The organism is Leucobacter sp. NPDC015123 (genome assembly GCF_043080205.1).
Classification (GTDB): domain Bacteria; phylum Actinomycetota; class Actinomycetes; order Actinomycetales; family Microbacteriaceae; genus Leucobacter; species Leucobacter aridicollis_A.
Genome location: NZ_JBIBVH010000001.1, coordinates 1 through 16,667, shown reverse-complemented (window position 1 = coordinate 16,667; position 16,667 = coordinate 1). Strand labels below are relative to the sequence as shown.

General features: G+C 65.0%; 13 protein-coding genes and 1 tRNA gene. 12 read left to right on the top strand and 2 right to left on the bottom strand.

Annotation, left to right across the window (positions count from 1 at the left end; translation table 11 throughout):
* Window positions 1-54: 54 nt before the first annotated feature.
* The 7 genes from thrC to rlmN all read left to right on the top strand — a co-directional run bounded on the left by thrC (window position 55) and on the right by rlmN (window position 7,607).
* Window positions 55-1,482, top strand: a complete 1,428-nt coding sequence (gene thrC, locus ACF07D_RS00070; RefSeq protein WP_391503434.1) for a threonine synthase — start codon at window positions 55-57, stop codon at window positions 1,480-1,482.
* 38 nt (window positions 1,483-1,520) lie between these two features.
* A complete protein-coding gene (locus ACF07D_RS00065) occupies window positions 1,521-2,723 on the top strand; it encodes an AI-2E family transporter (RefSeq protein WP_119283066.1) in 1,203 nt (400 codons plus the stop codon).
* 153 nt (window positions 2,724-2,876) lie between these two features.
* Window positions 2,877-2,949, top strand: a tRNA-Glu gene (locus ACF07D_RS00060).
* A 122-nt stretch (window positions 2,950-3,071) separates the two neighbouring features.
* Window positions 3,072-4,133 carry a 3-isopropylmalate dehydrogenase gene (locus tag ACF07D_RS00055; RefSeq protein ID WP_119283067.1) on the top strand — a complete coding sequence of 354 codons (1,062 nt, stop codon included), beginning with the start codon at window positions 3,072-3,074 and terminating at the stop codon, window positions 4,131-4,133.
* Window positions 4,134-4,194: 61 nt separating this feature from the next.
* Complete coding sequence (locus ACF07D_RS00050; RefSeq protein WP_391503433.1) at window positions 4,195-5,298, top strand: branched-chain amino acid aminotransferase; 1,104 nt, start codon at window positions 4,195-4,197, stop codon at window positions 5,296-5,298.
* Between the two features lie 10 nt (window positions 5,299-5,308).
* Complete coding sequence (locus tag ACF07D_RS00045) at window positions 5,309-6,097, top strand: fumarylacetoacetate hydrolase family protein (protein WP_119283069.1); 789 nt, start codon at window positions 5,309-5,311, stop codon at window positions 6,095-6,097.
* 205 nt (window positions 6,098-6,302) lie between these two features.
* Complete coding sequence (gene rlmN, locus ACF07D_RS00040) at window positions 6,303-7,607, top strand: 23S rRNA (adenine(2503)-C(2))-methyltransferase RlmN (protein WP_119283070.1); 1,305 nt, start codon at window positions 6,303-6,305, stop codon at window positions 7,605-7,607.
* Between the two features lie 57 nt (window positions 7,608-7,664).
* On the opposite strand, the gene ACF07D_RS00035 is transcribed toward rlmN, so the two are convergent.
* Window positions 7,665-8,732 (bottom strand): aminotransferase class V-fold PLP-dependent enzyme, encoded by a 1,068-nt coding sequence (locus ACF07D_RS00035; RefSeq protein WP_391503432.1) that lies wholly within the window; start codon window positions 8,730-8,732, stop codon window positions 7,665-7,667.
* Window positions 8,733-8,814: 82 nt separating this feature from the next.
* Here ACF07D_RS00035 and ACF07D_RS00030 point away from each other — a divergent pair, with 82 nt between their 5' ends.
* The 5 genes from ACF07D_RS00030 (at window position 8,815) to ACF07D_RS00010 (ending at window position 14,590) form a co-directional block, all read left to right on the top strand.
* A complete protein-coding gene (locus ACF07D_RS00030; RefSeq protein WP_391503431.1) occupies window positions 8,815-9,789 on the top strand; it encodes a LysR family transcriptional regulator in 975 nt (324 codons plus the stop codon).
* A 70-nt stretch (window positions 9,790-9,859) separates the two neighbouring features.
* Window positions 9,860-11,161 (top strand): MFS transporter, encoded by a 1,302-nt coding sequence (locus ACF07D_RS00025; RefSeq protein WP_391503430.1) that lies wholly within the window; start codon window positions 9,860-9,862, stop codon window positions 11,159-11,161.
* Between the two features lie 35 nt (window positions 11,162-11,196).
* Window positions 11,197-12,720, top strand: a complete 1,524-nt coding sequence (gltX, locus tag ACF07D_RS00020) for a glutamate--tRNA ligase (RefSeq protein WP_119283074.1) — start codon at window positions 11,197-11,199, stop codon at window positions 12,718-12,720.
* A gap of 66 nt (window positions 12,721-12,786) precedes the next feature.
* A complete protein-coding gene (locus tag ACF07D_RS00015) occupies window positions 12,787-13,791 on the top strand; it encodes an NAD(P)/FAD-dependent oxidoreductase (RefSeq protein ID WP_391503429.1) in 1,005 nt (334 codons plus the stop codon).
* An 85-nt stretch (window positions 13,792-13,876) separates the two neighbouring features.
* The gene (locus ACF07D_RS00010) at window positions 13,877-14,590 is read left to right on the top strand and encodes a queuosine precursor transporter (RefSeq protein ID WP_255809573.1); all 714 of its coding nucleotides are present in this window, start codon (window positions 13,877-13,879) and stop codon (window positions 14,588-14,590) included.
* A 355-nt stretch (window positions 14,591-14,945) separates the two neighbouring features.
* On the opposite strand, the gene tgt is transcribed toward ACF07D_RS00010, so the two are convergent.
* Window positions 14,946-16,274, bottom strand: a complete 1,329-nt coding sequence (tgt, locus tag ACF07D_RS00005) for a tRNA guanosine(34) transglycosylase Tgt (RefSeq protein WP_391503428.1) — start codon at window positions 16,272-16,274, stop codon at window positions 14,946-14,948.
* Between the last annotated feature and the right edge of the window lie 393 nt (window positions 16,275-16,667).

The window sequence follows — 16,667 nt, the reverse complement described above, 5'->3', positions numbered from 1 at the left end:
CGCGGGCGCATGCCTGTTCACTAGACTGTGAAGCTGCAACGGTTAGGAGCTTTGGTGGAATACATCTCGACCCGCGGCGGGATGGCCCCCGCACCCTTTAGCGCGACGCTGCTCGAAGGGCTTGCGACCGACGGCGGCCTCGCCGTTCCCGAAACGATGCCCGAGATTACGCTCGAGCGCATTGAGACCTGGCGCTCGTTGAACTACGCAGAGCTCGCAACCGAGATCCTCAGCTTCTTCGCGACAGATATTCCGGGGCCGGACCTTGCAGCGATGTGCGAGCGCGCATACCGCGAGGAGAGTTTCTCTGCAGGGATCGTGCCGCTCACACCCATCAGCGACTCGATCACGCTGCTTGGCCTCTCTGAGGGGCCCACGCTTGCGTTCAAAGACATGGCGATGCAGTTCCTTGGGCAGTCGCTCGAGTACGTGCTACGCAAGACGGGTCGCACGCTGAACATCGTCGGCGCGACCTCGGGTGATACAGGGTCGGCGGCTGAGTACGCGCTCCGTGGCAAGGAAGGCGTATCGGTGTTTATGCTGTCGCCGCAGGGGCGCATGAGCGACTTCCAGCGCGCGCAGATGTACTCGCTCGACGACGCGAACATTCACAATATCGCCGTCGAGGGCGTCTTCGACGACTGCCAGAACCTGGTGAAGGCAATCGCCGGCGATCTCGACTTCAAACGCGAGTACAGCGTCGGCGCTGTGAACTCGATCAACCTCGGACGAATCTCGGCTCAGGTCGTGTATTACTTCTGGGCGTGGCTCCGCGCGAGCGACTCGCTCAGCGCAGACGAGCGCGAGACGTTCAAGATTTCGGTCACTGTGCCATCTGGTAACTTCGGCAACATCCTCGCCGGGCACTACGCTCGCGAGATGGGTGCCCCGATCCGTCGCCTGGTGCTCGCGGCGAACGAGAACAATGTGCTCGATGATTTCTTCAAGACTGGAATCTACGCGCCGCGGACCTCGGCTGAGACGCATCTCACGTCGAGCCCCTCGATGGACATCTCGAAGGCGTCAAACCTTGAGCGATTCATCTTCGACCTGCTCGGGCGCGATCCCGAGCGCCTGAACGCCGCGTGGCGCGAGCTTGACGAGACCGGCAAGATCGACCTGAGTGCCGAGCTGCCCCGCTTCGTCGGGGAGTTTGGTATTCAGAGCGGCACGAGCACCCACGCCGACCGAGTCGCCACGATTCGCTCGGTGCGCGAGGAGAGCGGTGTGACGATCGACCCGCACACTGCCGATGGTGTGAAGGTCGCCCGCGAGCGGCTCGAGCCCGGCGTTCCGATGATCGTGCTTGAGACCGCGAAACCCGAGAAGTTCCCCGAGATCGTTCGCGAGGCAACGGGGGAATCGCCCGGCCTGCCCGCCGGTCTCGAGGGGCTCCTTGACCTGCCGCAGCACGTCGTGAAGATGGCTGACGATGAGGCGACGCTGCGCGCGTTCATCGCGGAGAGGGCACTCCGCGCGTAGACTCCTCACACATGGTCGATGACTAGGAGGGGTATCCAGTGTTCGGACGCCGCACAGAGCAAGTACTCACACGACGCATTGTCGAGTTGGAGCGACGGAGTGGGATTCGCGTGCCCTCCGAGGGCTCAAGCGAGACATCGGGCCCTGATGCTGACTCGCGCGAGGCGAGGTCTCGCGCGGGCGGCGCCTGGGGTGACAGCTTCGGGCTGATCGCCACGCGGTCGCTGCAGATCATCATCGTGCTCGTGCTGACCGCGGCCGTCATCGTGGGGCTGCGGACGCTGAGCACAGTCTTCATTCCGATCCTGCTCGCGCTCATCCTGGCGAGCACGTTCGCCCCAGTGATGCGATGGCTGAGGGCGCACAAGCTGCCGTCGGCGCTCGCGACGGTTGCCGTGCTTCTCGGCATCCTGCTCATGCTCACCGGAGTGGGCTGGCTCATTGTGTGGGCGGTCCAAGACGAGTGGGACGAACTCGCTGAGCAGGCGCAAAGCGGGTTTGAGCAGGTCGTTGCGTGGGTACAGACGCTTCCGTTCGCGCCGAGCTCCGAACAGATCTCTGAGTGGCAGGACACTGTCATCGACTTCGTCACGAGCTCTCAATTCGGCTCGGGTGCGCTCGCGGGCGTCGGGGCGATCACGGGCTTCGTCACCGGGCTCGTGCTCATGATTGTCGTGCTGTTCTTCTTCCTGAAAGACGGCCCGCAGATCTGGCAGTTCCTGCTCAGGCCGTTCCGCGGTGAGGCGCTCGCGCGGGCCGAGCGGGCCGGCGACAAGACAGTCTCGACGCTGGGATCCTACGTTCGTGGCACCGCCGCAGTCGCGGCCGTCGACGCGATCGGGATCGGGATCGGACTCGTCATCCTTGGCGTCCCGCTTGCGCTTCCACTTGCAGCCCTCGTGTTCATCCTCGCCTTCATCCCGATCGTCGGTGCGACTGTTGCGGGCATCCTCGCAGCTCTCGTCGCTCTCGTCGCGAACGGACCCATCAGTGCAGTGCTCGTGGTCGGCGTCGTCGTTCTTGTCAACCAGCTCGAGGGCAACTTCCTGCAGCCCGTGCTCATGGGGCGAGCGCTGAAGCTGCATTCGCTCGTCATCCTGCTTGCCCTGACAATCGGCACCGTACTCAGCGGAGTGCTCGGTGCGGTTCTCGCTGTGCCGATCGCCGCAGTCGCCTGGGGCATCATTCAGGTGTGGGATGGCCCGAACCTGCCCGCGCGGCCGTTCCGCCCGAGGGAGTAGCGCAGCCGCGCTGCACGCGTATCTGCGGGCAGCGACGGCGCAACACGCGCGGGTGCACCGGTTTTGGGGGCTCGATTTGCGCAGTCGGTAGTGACGTGGGAATATATATGAGTTGTCAGCGACGGCCTAGGCCAGAAAGCGACAACAGCGTCCGGCCCCATCGTATAGCGGCCTAGTACGCCGCCCTCTCACGGCGGTAACGCGGGTTCGAATCCCGCTGGGGTCACCGGATAAGAAAGCCTCACCTTCGGGTGAGGCTTTCTTCGTTTGTGCGCAGCGCCTGCTTGGGGGAGAACCCCTCGGGAGTATGCTTGAACCACCATTTCAACGCACAACGAGGAGCACGTAGTGACCCGCACGATCAAGCTTGCAGTGATTCCAGGCGACGGTATTGGTCCGGAGGTGATCGAGCAGGCGAACCGCGTGATTGACGCGGTCGTGGCTGGTGGCGACATTACGATCGAGCGTACCGAGTTTCAGCTCGGGGCCGAGCGTTTCCTTGAGACTGGCGATACGCTTCCCGAGATCGAACAGGCGGCGATTGCGAGCCATGACGCGATCCTTTTCGGTGCAGTTGGCGGCGTGCCAGGCGATGAGCGGCTCCGCTCCGCGAACATCGAGCGCGGCCTGCTGCTGAAGCTGCGCTTCGATTTCGAGCACTACGCGAACGTGCGGCCCTGCGTGCTGTTCCCTGGGGTCGAGTCGACGCTCGCGAACCCCGGCACCGTCGACTTCGTCGTCGTGCGCGAGGGCACGGAGGGGCCGTACGTTGGCAATGGCGGGCGTCTGCGCCCAGGTACGCCGGCTGAGGTCGCGACCGAGGTGTCAGTGAACACGGCGTTCGGCGTCGAACGTGTCGTGCGCTACGCCTTCGAGACTGCAATGGCGCGCCCGCGCAAGAAGCTGACCTGGGTGCACAAGACCAACGTGCTCGTGCACGCAGGCGCAACCTGGCAGGGCGTCGTTGAGGCCGTGCGCGCGGAGTACCCCGAAATCGCCGTAGACTACATGCACGTCGATGCGGCAACGATCCACATGGTGCAAAACCCAGCACAGTTCGACGTAATTGTCACTGACAACCTCTTCGGTGACATCCTCACAGACCTTGCAGGCGCCATCGGTGGCGGCATCGGTCTCGCGGCGTCTGGCAACATCAACCCGGACGGAACCTTCCCGAGCATGTTCGAGCCTGTGCACGGCTCAGCGCCAGACATCGCCGGGCAGCAGAAGGCCGACCCGACGGCGGCGATCCTCTCGGCGGGGCTCATGCTCGATCACCTCGGGCTTGACGCAGAGGCAGAACGCCTGCGCGCGGCCGTCCGCGCGGATCGCGCGGCTGCCGGCGGCGCAACCCGCTCAACGACCGAGGTTGGCGACGCGATCATTTCGCAGATCCCGGCCCGCGCCTGACCCGCTCTCTCGGCTCGCGCCGAACCACTCACACGTTCCACACCGACCCGAAAGGCGTGTCATGACTGACTCAACCTTCACCCTCACCGAGGCCGAGCGCCTCCCCGCAGCCGAACGCGACGCGATCCTCGCAAACCCTGGCTTCGGCGACCATTTCACCGACCACATGATCTCGATCATCTGGACGAAGGACGCGGGCTGGCACGACGCACAGGTGCTGCCGTATGGACCGATCGCCATGGATCCGGCCTCGTCCGTGCTGCACTACGGGCAGGAGATCTTCGAGGGTATGAAGGCGTACCGTCGCGCCGACGACTCGATCGTGATCTTCCGCCCCGAAGAGAACGCCCGCCGACTCAACGAGTCTGCAGTGCGCCTCGCACTCCCGGAGCTTCCCGTCGAGCTGTTCGTTGAGGCAACGAAGCGCCTCGTTGAGATCGACTCGGAGTGGGTGCCGCGCGGCGCCGACCAGTCGCTCTACCTGCGCCCGTTCATGATCGCCGACGAGAGCTTCCTCGGCGTTCGCGCGGCGCAGCGAGCCCGCTTCATGGTCATCGCGAGCCCAGCTGGGCCGTACTTCACAGGCGGCGTGAAGCCTGTCTCGATCTGGCTGTCGCAGGACTTCGCACGCGCAGGCAATGGTGGCACCGGCGCCGCGAAGTGCGGCGGCAACTACGCTGCGTCGTTGCTCCCGCAGAACGTGGCAGCCGAGAACGGGTGCCAGCAGGTGCTCTTCACCGACGCAGGCAACCCCGACGTCATCGACGAGCTCGGCGGCATGAACCTCTTCCTCGTGCGTAACGACAAGACGCTGCTCACGCCCGCGCTGAACGGGAACATCTTGCCGGGTATCACCCGCAAGAGCCTCATTCAGCTCGCGAAGGATCGCGGCTACTCGGTCGAGGAGCGCGCCGTGACCGTGACCGAGTGGCGCGATGGCGTCGCCGACGGTTCGATCGTCGAGGCGTTCGCTTGCGGAACCGCGGCGGTCATCACCCCGATCGGGCAGCTCAAGTCGCCCGACTTCACAATCGACTTCGGCGATGCCGCGCCGGGCGAGTTCACGCTGTCGCTGCGCGAGGAGCTCACCGGGATCCAGTACGGCACCCACGAGGATCGCCACGGCTGGCTCACCGAGATCCCGACAGCCAGCGTCGCCGCCTAAAGGAGTAGCAGTGAAGATCGCTCGATTTGAGGCTGACGGCGAGATCTCGTTCGGCATTCTCGACCCCGCGGAGGACGGTAACGGCGTCGAGCTCGTGGAGCTCGTCGGTGACCCCATCGTCGCGGGCTACGATACGACAGGCAAGCGGTTCCGATTCGAGGACGTGCGACTGCTCGCCCCCGTCATCCCGCGCTCGAAGATCGTGTGCGTTGGCAAGAACTATGCCGACCACATCGAAGAGATGAAGGACGTCACCGGTGGCGGGGCGCCCGCAGAGCCGCTCCTGTTCTTGAAGCCGAACACCTCGGTGATTGGCCCGGGCGGAACTATCGTGCGCCCCGCGATCTCGGATCGCGTCGAACACGAGGGCGAACTCGCCATGGTGATCGGTGCGGTCGCGAAAGACGTCCCTGAGGATCGTGCGCTTGAGTACGTCTTCGGGTTCACCTGCGCGAACGACGTCTCGGCCCGCGACATTCAGATCGCCGACGGCCAGTGGACCCGTGGCAAGGGGTTCGACACGTTCTGTCCGCTCGGGCCTGTCATCGAGACGGATCCCGACCTCGCCGACGCGCGGGTGACGACGCGCGTGAACGGAGAGACGCGGCAGGACGGCAAGACGTCACAGCTGATCTTCTCGCTCGCCCGCATCGTGGCGCACGCGTCGCAAGCCTTCACCCTGCTGCCGGGCGACGTGATTCTCACTGGCACTCCCGCCGGCGTCGGGCCGCTCGAGGCAGGCGACGTCGTTGAGGTTGAGGTCGAGGGGATCGGTATTCTGCGCAACACCGTCGCGTAGTACACGGGCTGCCTAGGCTTCCTGCGTGCTGAGTCCCTCGCCGAAAGCGGGGGACTCAGCCATATGCGCCACGTCGACATCGTTCGCGATGCCAGCAGGAATGCTCGTCACTCGATCATCCTGGCAGCACGGGAGCGTCCCCGTGCGGGCCCAATCGCGGTCACTCAGCGCGGCATCGGCTCAGAGGTGAGACAATAGGAGCACGATGGATCCGAACAAGCTCAACCACACACCGCCCACCGGCGAGTCCAAGCTCATCAAGACTCGCCCGAATACGGGTGGTCTCGCGCGGCGCCCCCAGGTGCGGCCGAAGACTGAGGGTTGGACGCAGCTCACGAATCCCGACGGGCGCCCGACGCTGCAGTTCGCGTCCCCGCGCGTCAAGCAGCCCGCAACGCACCTCGCCGACATGACGCTCGCGGAGCGCGAAGCGAAGGTCGTCGAGATGGGGCTGCCGAAGTTCCGCGCCAAGCAGCTGTCGGTGCACTACTTCGAGCACAGGACCACGTCGCCCGAAGAAATGACTGACCTCCCGAAGGACCGCCGCGAGGAGCTCGCTGAAGCATTCTTCCCGCCGCTGCTCAGCGAAGTCAAGAAGCTCGTGACCGACGACGGCAACACTGTTAAGTTCCTCTGGCGCCTGTTCGACGGTGCGCTTGTAGAGTCGGTGCTGATGAGATACCCGGGCCGGATTACGCTGTGCGTTTCGAGCCAGTGTGGCTGCGGCATGAATTGCCCCTTCTGCGCGACAGGTCAGGCCGGCCTTACTCGCAACATGTCGACTGCTGAGATCCTCGACCAGGTCGTTCAGGCGAACCGTTTCATTGCCGAGGGCGGGCTTGGTCACAAGCGCCGCGCTGGAAACGGTGCGGAGCCCGAACGCGTGAACAACATCGTGTTCATGGGCATGGGGGAGCCGCTTGCCAACTACAAGCGCGTTATGAATGCGGTGCGCCGCATGGTCGCGCCATCACCGGAGGGCCTCGGTATGAGCGCCCGCGGCATTACGGTCTCGACGGTCGGGCTCGCTCCGGCGATCCGAAAGCTCGCGGATGAGGATATCCCGGTGACGTTCGCCCTCTCGCTGCATGCGCCCGACGACAAGCTTCGCGATGAGCTCATCCCGGTCAACAGTCGGTGGAAGGTCGACGAGGTGCTCGACGCTGCCTACGCCTACTACGAGAAGACCGGGCGCAGGGTGTCCATCGAGTACGCACTCATCAAGGACATGAACGACCACGCGTGGCGAGCCGACCTGCTCGCTGACCGCCTGAACCAGCGAGGCCGCGGCTGGGTGCACGTGAACCCGATCCCGCTCAACCCGACCCCGGGCTCCATCTGGACCTCCTCCACGAAAGAGGTCACCCGTGAGTTCGTCGACAGGCTCAACGCGGCAGGGGTCGTCACGACGCTGCGCGACACCCGCGGCAAGGAAATCGACGGGGCATGCGGTCAGCTTGTTGCGACGGAGCAGGACCGCGAGGACGCTGAGGCCTTCGCAAACGCGTAGCCCGTTTCTGGCTCGCGCGGTTCACCCAGCTCGGCCGAATCGGCGGCCAGCTGGGCCCTACCGACCGAGCGCCCGCGCGAGCAGTTCCACGTCGTCGGGCGTGTTCCAGAGGTGAAACGATACGCGAGCGTTCCCGGCCCGCCCGGAGGCGACGAGCCCGGCTGCCTGCATTGTGGCGAGGTCCGCGCCCTCGGGGTCCGGCCACGTGACGATCGCTGAGTTTCCTGCCGGGAGCCCGAGTACCTGTCGAGCTGAGTTCGCGAGGGCAACTGCGTGGTCGTGCACCGCTCTGGCGTCGAGCGATGCGAACAGCTTCAGCGCTTCCTCGGTGCCTGCGATGAGCGGCCACAAGGGCGAGAGGTCGAACCTGCCTGTGCCCGCGGAGAGTGGGGTGTTGCCTGCGTAGCAGGAGCTCCACACGTCGTCGGCCGAGCACCAGCCTGCCGCGAGCGGGGTGAGCGTGTCGTCGAGGCCCTCTCGAACCGTGAGAAACGCGGTGCCACGCGGTGAGCACAGCCACTTGTATGCGTGGCAGACGGTGTAGTCGAAGTCTGCAGCGCCAACTGGGAGCCAGCCGAGCGACTGGGTGAGGTCGACGCATGTCTGCGCTCCAACGGCAGCGGCCCCCTCGACGATCGCGGCGTGGTCAGCGACCTCGCCCGTGGCCGACTGGACGAGTGAGAACGCAACGAGCGACGTCGCGGGTGTGATCGCTTCAGCGAGCGAGGCAGCGGGAGCGTATCGAACGGTGACCCCTCGCGCCGCGAGCTGTTCGAATGGATGCGTGAGAGATGCGAAGTCGCCTGTCGGGCAGAGCACTTCGCCGCCATCAGGGACTCCCGTCGCGACGACGGACACGAGTTGCGAGACCTGCGATCCAAGTGCCACCCGTGAAGCGGGGACTCCGGCGAGCCCCGCGTACAGCCCTCGCACTCGCTCGGCCGCGGCCCCGATCGCGCGGGCGTCGAGCGCTCCCTTCGACCAGTCATCGTAGAACGCGTGGCCAGCACGCACCGTTTCGAGCGGGGGGAGCCCGCCTGTGCACGCCGAGAGGTAGCCGCTCGTTGGCGGGAAGTAGCTCGCAAAGTCGCGCGGCTGGGTCTGCGGTGCCGGTGAGGGGATCATACGGATCAGGCTATGACGCGACAAAACATAAGAATAGAGAATGATTCTTATGAAAGACTTGCGTCTGGGTTATAGTGGTGCTGTGAACGCCACCCGTCCCATAGATCCGCTCGGCTCAATCGATTCGACCGAGCTGCGCATCCTGCACACCCTGTCGGTGACTGGATCGCTCACGGCGACCGCAGCGGCGCTCGGCCTGAGCCAGCCAGCGGTAAGCCAGCGCATCAAGCGCGTCGAGACGCGCCTCGCGGTTCCACTCATCGAGCGGTTCGGCCGTGGGATTCGGCTGACGACCGCAGGCAACATCCTCGCCGATCATGGCCGCACCGTGGTGAGCGAGATCGATGCTGCCCTCGCGGCGATCGACGATCTGCGTGGCGAACGGGCAGGCACCCTCCGGCTCGTCGGGTTCCCGTCAGCATCGGCGACAATTGTCCCCGCCATCATGCGAAAGCTCGCAGTCGAGGCGCCTGAGGTGGCCCTCCAGTACCGCGAGGCTGAGCCGCCCGAGGCGACCGAGATGCTCCGCGACGGCGAAGTCGACTGCGCGCTGATCTTCGACTACGAGGGGGCTGCAGAGCTTCCAGCGGGTTCGGCTTTCTTCCCGCTCTGGGAGGAGGAAGTGCAACTCGTCGTGTCTGAGAGCCGCGCCGCCGAGCTCGGGGGGCTCGGCGCGGCCGGGGCGCCAGCCAAGCTCGGCGAGTTCGCCTCCGACCACTGGATCGCGGGCTGCGAGAAGTGCCGTGGCCACCTGCTCGCGGCTTCCCGCGACGCTGGCTTCGATCCAGAGATTATTCAGGAGACGGACAACGTGCCGGCAATGCTCGCGATGGCTGCGGCTGGCGGTGCGGTTGCGCTCGTGCCAGGTCTCGCCCTCGCCGCAGCACGCACGCTTCCCGACGAGGCGGTGCTCGTCGAGCTCGACCCGCAGCGTCACCGAACGATCGGGCTGATCGCTATGGCGACAGCGAACGAGAGCCCGCAGGTGCGCCTCGCTCGGCGCCTGCTCGCCAGCGTCGACGGCACCTGTTGGGGTCTCACTCCAGTGGGGAAGTAGCCACACATCAGATAGCCACCCATCCACTGAGCCGCAGCCAAACACACATCGCCATCAAAGGAGACGTCGCGTGACGACGAACACGGCAGCACAACCGAACCGGGCACACGAGTCGCACGGGTATCGGAATCGGCTCCCGCTCGAGCTTGGCGGCAAGCTGCAGCGTCGCACGCTGATCGTGCTCTCGACCGCGACGATTCTCGGCGGTCTTGGCTTTGGCGCCTCCGCCTCTGTCGGGGCGCTGTTGCTCGCAGAGGTGAGTGGCAACGACGCGATCTCTGGACTTGCAGCTGCGATGTCGAACGCGGGTGCAGCGGCCGCGGGAATCCCGCTCGCGCGGATAGCGGCACGACGCGGGCGCCGCACGGCCGTCGTGCTGGGTAGCTCAGTCGCAATGCTCGGCGCGCTCCTCGCGATCTCAGGAGCGGGGATCTCGCAGTGGTGGGTGCTCGCTCTCGGGATCGGGATCCTCGGCGTCGCCTCCGCCGTGCAGCTCCTGTCGCGCTTCGCAGCGACCGATCTCGCGCTGCCAGAGAACCGCGCACGCGACCTGTCGCTCGTGGTCTGGTCGATCACCGTCGGAGCGGTGATCGGGCCGAACCTCATGGGCCCGGGAGCTGTCGTCGGTGGGTGGATAGGCGTGACTCCGCTCGCCGGAGTCTTCGTGTTCACGTTCTTTGCGCAGCTTGCGGCCGTGTGCGTGAACTACTTCGGGCTGCGGCCAGACCCGTTGCTCACCGCCCGCGCATTGCAGGCTGAAGCCGCACAGGCTCGGGATGCAGGTCCCGAAACCGCGACCGAGGTCGCGGCCTCGCGCGGCGCAAAGATCCTTGCGATTGTCATCATCGGTATGGCCCAGGCCATCATGGTCGGCCTCATGGCGATGACGCCGCTGCACCTTAAGCACCACGGCGGAAGCGACGCGCTCGTCGGGATCACGCTGAGCCTACACATCGCGGGCATGTACGCGCTGTCGCCGGTGTTCGGCATCCTCGCTGGCAAGATTGGCAGGCTCCCGGTGATCGGCGGCGGCTGGGCGATCCTGCTTGTCGCAATCTACTTCGCCTACCTCTCCGGCGAGAACAGTCTGTATGTGCAGATCGCGATGACCCTCGTTGGCGTCGGCTGGAGCGCTGTGACTGTCGCGGGCGCGGCGCTGCTCACAGACCTGACCGCGCTCGGCGAACGGCCGAAGTGGCAGGGGCGCGCCGATACGTTCATGAGCGCCTCAGGTGCTGCGGCGGGTGTGCTTGCCGGAATCGTGTTCGCAATGAGCGACTTCTCGATCCTCGCGCTCGTCGCGCTCGCTCTGCTGACGCTCGGAGCGATCGCATCGATGTACCCGAAGCTGCGAGTAGCCAGGCAACACTGAAGCCCTGCCGCGCAATAACGGCTAAACTGGTGGGGATGTCTACTACCGTCGAACCCCAGTTCTCAACCGCCACCGGCAGCGACGTTCGCGTTCGCTTCTGCCCCTCACCGACTGGCACGCCGCACGTCGGCATGGTGCGCACGGCCCTGTTCAACTGGGCGTACGCCCGCCACACGGGTGGCACGTTCGTTTTCCGTATCGAAGACACCGACGCTGCGCGCGACAGCGAGGAGAGCTACGGCCAGATCCTCGATTCCCTGCGTTGGCTCGGCCTCACCTGGGACGAGGGCATCGACGTTGGCGGCCCCCACGGGCCTTACCGCCAGTCGCAGCGTGGTGAGATCTACCGCGAGATCGCGCAGCGCCTGATGGACGCCGGCTACCTCTACGAGAGCTTCTCGACCGCCGAGGAAATCGACGCGCGCAACGAGGCGAACGGCCGCGCGAAGCAGCTCGGCTACGACAATTTCGACCGCGACCTTACCGACGAGCAGCGCGCGGCGTTCCGTGCGGAGGGCCGCGAGCCTGCGCTCCGTTTCCGCATCCCCGACATGGATCTCAGCTTCGACGACCTGGTGCGCGGTCCGATTAGCTTCCCCGCGGGGTCGACTATCGACTTCGTTGTCGTTCGCCCGAACGGCGCCCCGCTGTACACGCTCACGAACCCGGTCGACGACGCGCTGATGGGCATCACCCACGTGTTGCGCGGCGAGGATCTCCTGTCGTCGACACCGCGCCAGGTCGCACTGCACCGAGCGCTCGTTGAGCTCGGCATCGAGGCCGCGATCCCGCAGTTTGGTCACCTCCCGTACGTGCTTGGAGAGGGAAACAAGAAGCTTTCAAAGCGCGACCCCGAATCGAACCTGCTGCACCACCGTGAGCGCGGGTTCATCCCCGAGGGGCTCCTCAATTACCTGTCGCTGCTCGGCTGGTCGATCTCGTCGGATCGAGACGTGTTCACGAGCGACGAGATGATCGCCGCGTTCGACGTCACGGACGTGAACCCGAACCCCGCACGCTTCGACCAGAAGAAGGCCGACGCGATCAACGCAGACCACATCAGGCTGCTGAGCGAGGACGAGTTCTACAAGCGGATTCTGCCGTACCTCATTGCGGGCGGAGCGCTGCCGGTTGAGCCGAGCGAGCAGCAGCTCGCGACGGTTCGTGCGGCGGTGCCGCTCGTGCAGAGCCGCGTCACTGTCCTGTCCGAGGTCGTGCCAATGCTCGGATTCCTCTTCACCAACGCGGCCGCGCTCGTCTACGAAGACGACGCGCTCAAGTCGTTGAAGGACGACGCGCCCGAGGCGCTGCGTGCAAGCATCACCGCGCTCGAAGCCCTCCCAGCTGACGGGTGGGCGACGGAACAGATCCAGACGGCGCTGCAGGACGCGCTCATCGAGGGCATGGGCTTGAAGCCGCGCGTCGCCTTCGGGGCGCTGCGGGTTGCCGCCTCGGGTCGCCGCGTGTCTCCGCCGTTGTTCGAGTCGTTCGAGCTGCTCGGCCGCGAGGAGACGCTTGCGCGTCTCCGCCGGCTCGAGGCTCAGCTTTCGGGCGAGTAAACGCCTCAGGCGGGCGTGCCGCCCGCCTGTCAGGAATCGGTTGACTGGATGAAGGAGTGAGACCTGATGGTGATCGAGACGGTTGCGGATAATCCCGCGGCTCCCTACGGCGTCGCAATTATCGGCGGAGGCCCTGCTGGGCTGTCAGCTGGCCTGCAGCTCGTTCGGGCGAACCGACGTATCGCGATCCTCGACTCAAACAGGCCGAGGCACTCTGCCACGCTTCGCTCCCACGGTTTCCTGACCCGCGACGGTGCGCCGCCGCTTGAGCTTCGCAGGCTCGGACGCGAAGAGTTCGAGACCTACCCGACTGCGCGTTTCGCGCAGGCAATGACCCGCGAAATCGCACCGCTGACCGCCGAGGAAGCGCGCGAAGCTGGCTTCCCAGACGGAATCGGGTTCAAGATCAGGGGCACCGGGCTTCGGGGAAGCAGCGACGTCGAGATCCTTGCCAGGCGAGTGCTCATCGCCGCCGGCCTCACGGAGGAGCTTCCGCCGTTTCCGATGATCCGCGCGTACTACGGAACTGCGCTGCACTCGTGCGTTGAGTGCGACGGGTTCGAGAAGACCGACAAGCCGCTCGCGCTGATCGGCGAGACGAGCGACATGTTCGCTCGGGCACTGCTCATCTCACGGTTCAGCTCTGACCTCATCGTCTTCACGAACGGGGCCGACACGATCCGTGCTGAGCAGGAGGCTGAGCTCGCATCGATCGGGATCCGCGTCGAGCGCCGTGCCATCGACGACATCGTGGGCGAGAAAGCCGACATGACTGGCGTCCGTCTCGCAGACGGCGAGGTCATTGGCCGGGTTGGAGGCTTCGTTCGCCCACGCTGGCATGCGTCGGTCGACTACTTTGGTGACCTGGAGATCGAGCGCGACGACTGGGGCCTCGTGAAGGTCGACGAGCGCGGCGAGACCTCGATTCGCGGAGTCTACGCCGCGGGCGACACCGTCCCGCCCGGGCCACAACAGCTCATCATCGCGGCGGGCAACGGCGCAAGCGTTGCCGCGAAGCTCAACATGGACATGATCCGTGGTGCGCTCGGCGTCGGACAAGTCGACGAGTAAACTAAGGTGAGCGCTCACGGATAGTGAGCGAGAAGTTCGTAGTACAGACGTGGGGCAGCGCGTCGTCACTCTCAAGGAGACAGTTGTGTCTGAGCAACAGCGCGCCCACTTGGTGCCTGGTGACCGTGCGGCAGCGGCTGGGGGCCGCTACGCAGTAATTTCAGCGGCGTTCGTCGGGATCCTATTGATCTCAAACGTTGTCGCAGTGAAGCCGATCGCGTTCGGTGCGATCGAGGTGGGCGACCTCTCGCTACCGCTCGTGTTCGACGGGGGAGTCTTCCTTTTCCCCCTCGCCTACATCCTCGGCGACGTACTTGCCGAGGTGTACGGGCTGAAAGCGTCCCGCCGTGCGATCCTCACCGCCTTCGCGCTCGCGCTCGTCGCGTCGCTGACGATTCTCATCGTGCAGGTGTCGCCGCCAGCGGCTGGGTGGGAGAACCAGGATGCCTTCGCGGCTGTGCTCGGGTTTGTTCCGCGCATCGTTGCCGCGAGCCTCGTCGCCTTCCTCGCGGGGCAGCTCGTGAACGCGTGGGTGCTGGATCGGCTAAGGCGCAAGACCTCCGGCCGCTTCCTGCGGACACGACTCATCGGCTCAACGATTGCTGGCCAGCTCATTGACACTCTGCTTTTTTGCACGATCGCGTTCGCCGGGATCATTACCGGCGTCGACTTCGTCATGTACGTCGTGCTCGGCTACGTGGTGAAGGTGCTCGCCGAGGTCGTGCTGCTCCCCGTCACTACCAGGGTCATTGCGTGGACGAGGCGTGCAGAGGAGTCTCGGGTGGGGCTCATCGCGTAGTCGGGCCTGGGGTCTTGGGGTCTTGGGATCTTGGGGTCTTGGGATCTTGGCTTGCCCGCGTCAGCCGTATTCCAGTGGATCGGCGTTGGGTATGGCGATCTGGGCTTTCGCGGTGATTGGGACTGCAGATCTCAGATGAATGGGTTGCTCGGCCCGCTGCCCGGCCCGCTGCCCGGGCCTTCCCGTCAGCCGTATTCCAGTGGATCGGCGTTAGATCTGGCGTCTCGGGCATCTTCGGTGATTGGGACTGCAGATCTCAGATGAATGGGTTGCTCGGCCCGCTGCCCGGCCCGCTGCCCGGTTCGCACCGGGGTGGGCCGCGAGACTCTCGCGACTCATCCCGGAGGGGCTGTGTTTAGGCAGAGTAGCGGGCCGCCGCTTCCCGCGCGAAGTCCGCGCCGTACTGCTTCGTGAGGACCTCCTCGCGCAGTTCGATGAACGTCCCATCAATGATCGATTCGCGGATCCTGTCGACAAGTCGCACGATGAAACGCTCGTTGTGAATTGTCGCAAGCGTCGAGCCGAGCATCTCTTTCGCCTTGAAGAGATGATGCAGGTAGGCGGCGGTGTAGTTCTCGCAGGTGTAGCAGTCGCACTCGGGGTCGAGCGCTTCGAACCGGCGCCGCTGAGTGGCGGCCTTCGCATTGATGCGGCCCGTGCTCGAGTACATCGTGCCGCCCCGAGCCTGGCGCGAAGGGGCGACGCAGTCAAAGGTGTCAGCGCCGGCCGCGATTCCAAAGAAGAGGTCGTCTGGCTCAGAGATCCCGAGCAGGTGCCTCGGCTTGTTCTCGGGTAGCTCATCGCAGACCCAGCCGACGATCTCGCCGAGCTCGGTCTTCTCTATCGCACCACCGATGCCAAAGCCGTCGAATTCCTGTTCGGTAGCTGTTGCGCCCCGCAGCCCAGCGAGTCCACTTGCAGCCCGACGACGAAGATCCTCGTATTGCGCACCTTGCACAACCCCGAAGAGCGCCTGATACGGGCGGTGCTGACGGTCGGCAGTCTGTCGGGCATGCTCGTCAAGGCACCGCACCGCCCAGCGTTCAGTTCGCTCGACTGAGTCCTCTTGGTACGCACGCGAGTCGAGAAGTGTCGTGAGCTCGTCGAACGCGAACATGATGTCGGCGCCGAGCTGGTGCTGAATCTGCATGGAGATCTCGGGCGTGAAACGGTGCTTATCGCCGTTGATGAACGACTTGAATGTCACACCGTCTTCGTCAACGTGCGCGAGCCGCTCTTTGGTCTGTGCAATGACCTCGGCTTCGGCGTGCGCCTTCTCTGACATAGAGATCACCTTCTTAAAGCCGACGCCGAGCGACATCACCTGGAATCCGCCAGAGTCGGTAAAGGTCGGGCCGTGCCAGTTCATGAACTTTCCGAACCCACCCGCGGCGTCGACGATATCGCTGCCGGGCTGCAAAAACAGGTGGTAGGCGTTCGCGAGCACGGCTTGGCCCCCGAGCTGGCTGACGGTCTCGGGCAACAGCGACTTCACGGTCGCCTTCGTCCCGACGGGGATAAACGCCGGAGTTTGAATGTCGCCGTGAGGGGTGTGGATCGTGCCCGCGCGGCCGAGGGGCTGCCCGTCGCTGCCAACGGCGCCGCCCGTCTCGAGTCGGTGGTCGACGTCGAATGAGAAGTCAGCGGGGGAGGGGGACACGTGGGTCGCGGAAGAGTCAGTCACCCACTCAGTGTAGAAGTTGCGCCTTGTGAGCACCCAACACGCGCGGGAACGATCAGGATCGAGGGTGAGAAGACGAGTTTTGCGCTGTTTATTGCGATGGCGAGCGAAAGCCTACGCGGGGTGAACTGGAGGCCAATACTGCATGACTGGCGGAAAGACGCGAAGACACGCCCGAGAATGCGCCACGGCTTGCCCTTCGGCCGGGATCGCCGTAATGTATTCCCTTGTCAGCGCAACGCAGCCGGGCCGCAGAGCGGTTCGGTTTAGACGGATGCGCTGGAATCACCTCGTGTGATACGATAGAAAAGTTGCTCTTCGGAAAGCCTCAGGGTGAGTACGGTGGGTGTCTGGATCTTGAGAACTCAATAGTGTGCACTTAAATTGTCAAATGCC

Coding starts and splice junctions, on each gene's coding strand:
- ACF07D_RS00050 (WP_391503433.1), top strand. CDS start 4,195: ATGACTGACTCAACCTTCACCCTCACCGAGGCCGAGCGCCTCCCCGCA.
- rlmN (WP_119283070.1), top strand. CDS start 6,303: ATGGATCCGAACAAGCTCAACCACACACCGCCCACCGGCGAGTCCAAG.
- ACF07D_RS00035 (WP_391503432.1), bottom strand. CDS start 8,732: ATGATCCCCTCACCGGCACCGCAGACCCAGCCGCGCGACTTTGCGAGC.
- gltX (WP_119283074.1), top strand. CDS start 11,197: ATGTCTACTACCGTCGAACCCCAGTTCTCAACCGCCACCGGCAGCGAC.
- ACF07D_RS00015 (WP_391503429.1), top strand. CDS start 12,787: ATGGTGATCGAGACGGTTGCGGATAATCCCGCGGCTCCCTACGGCGTC.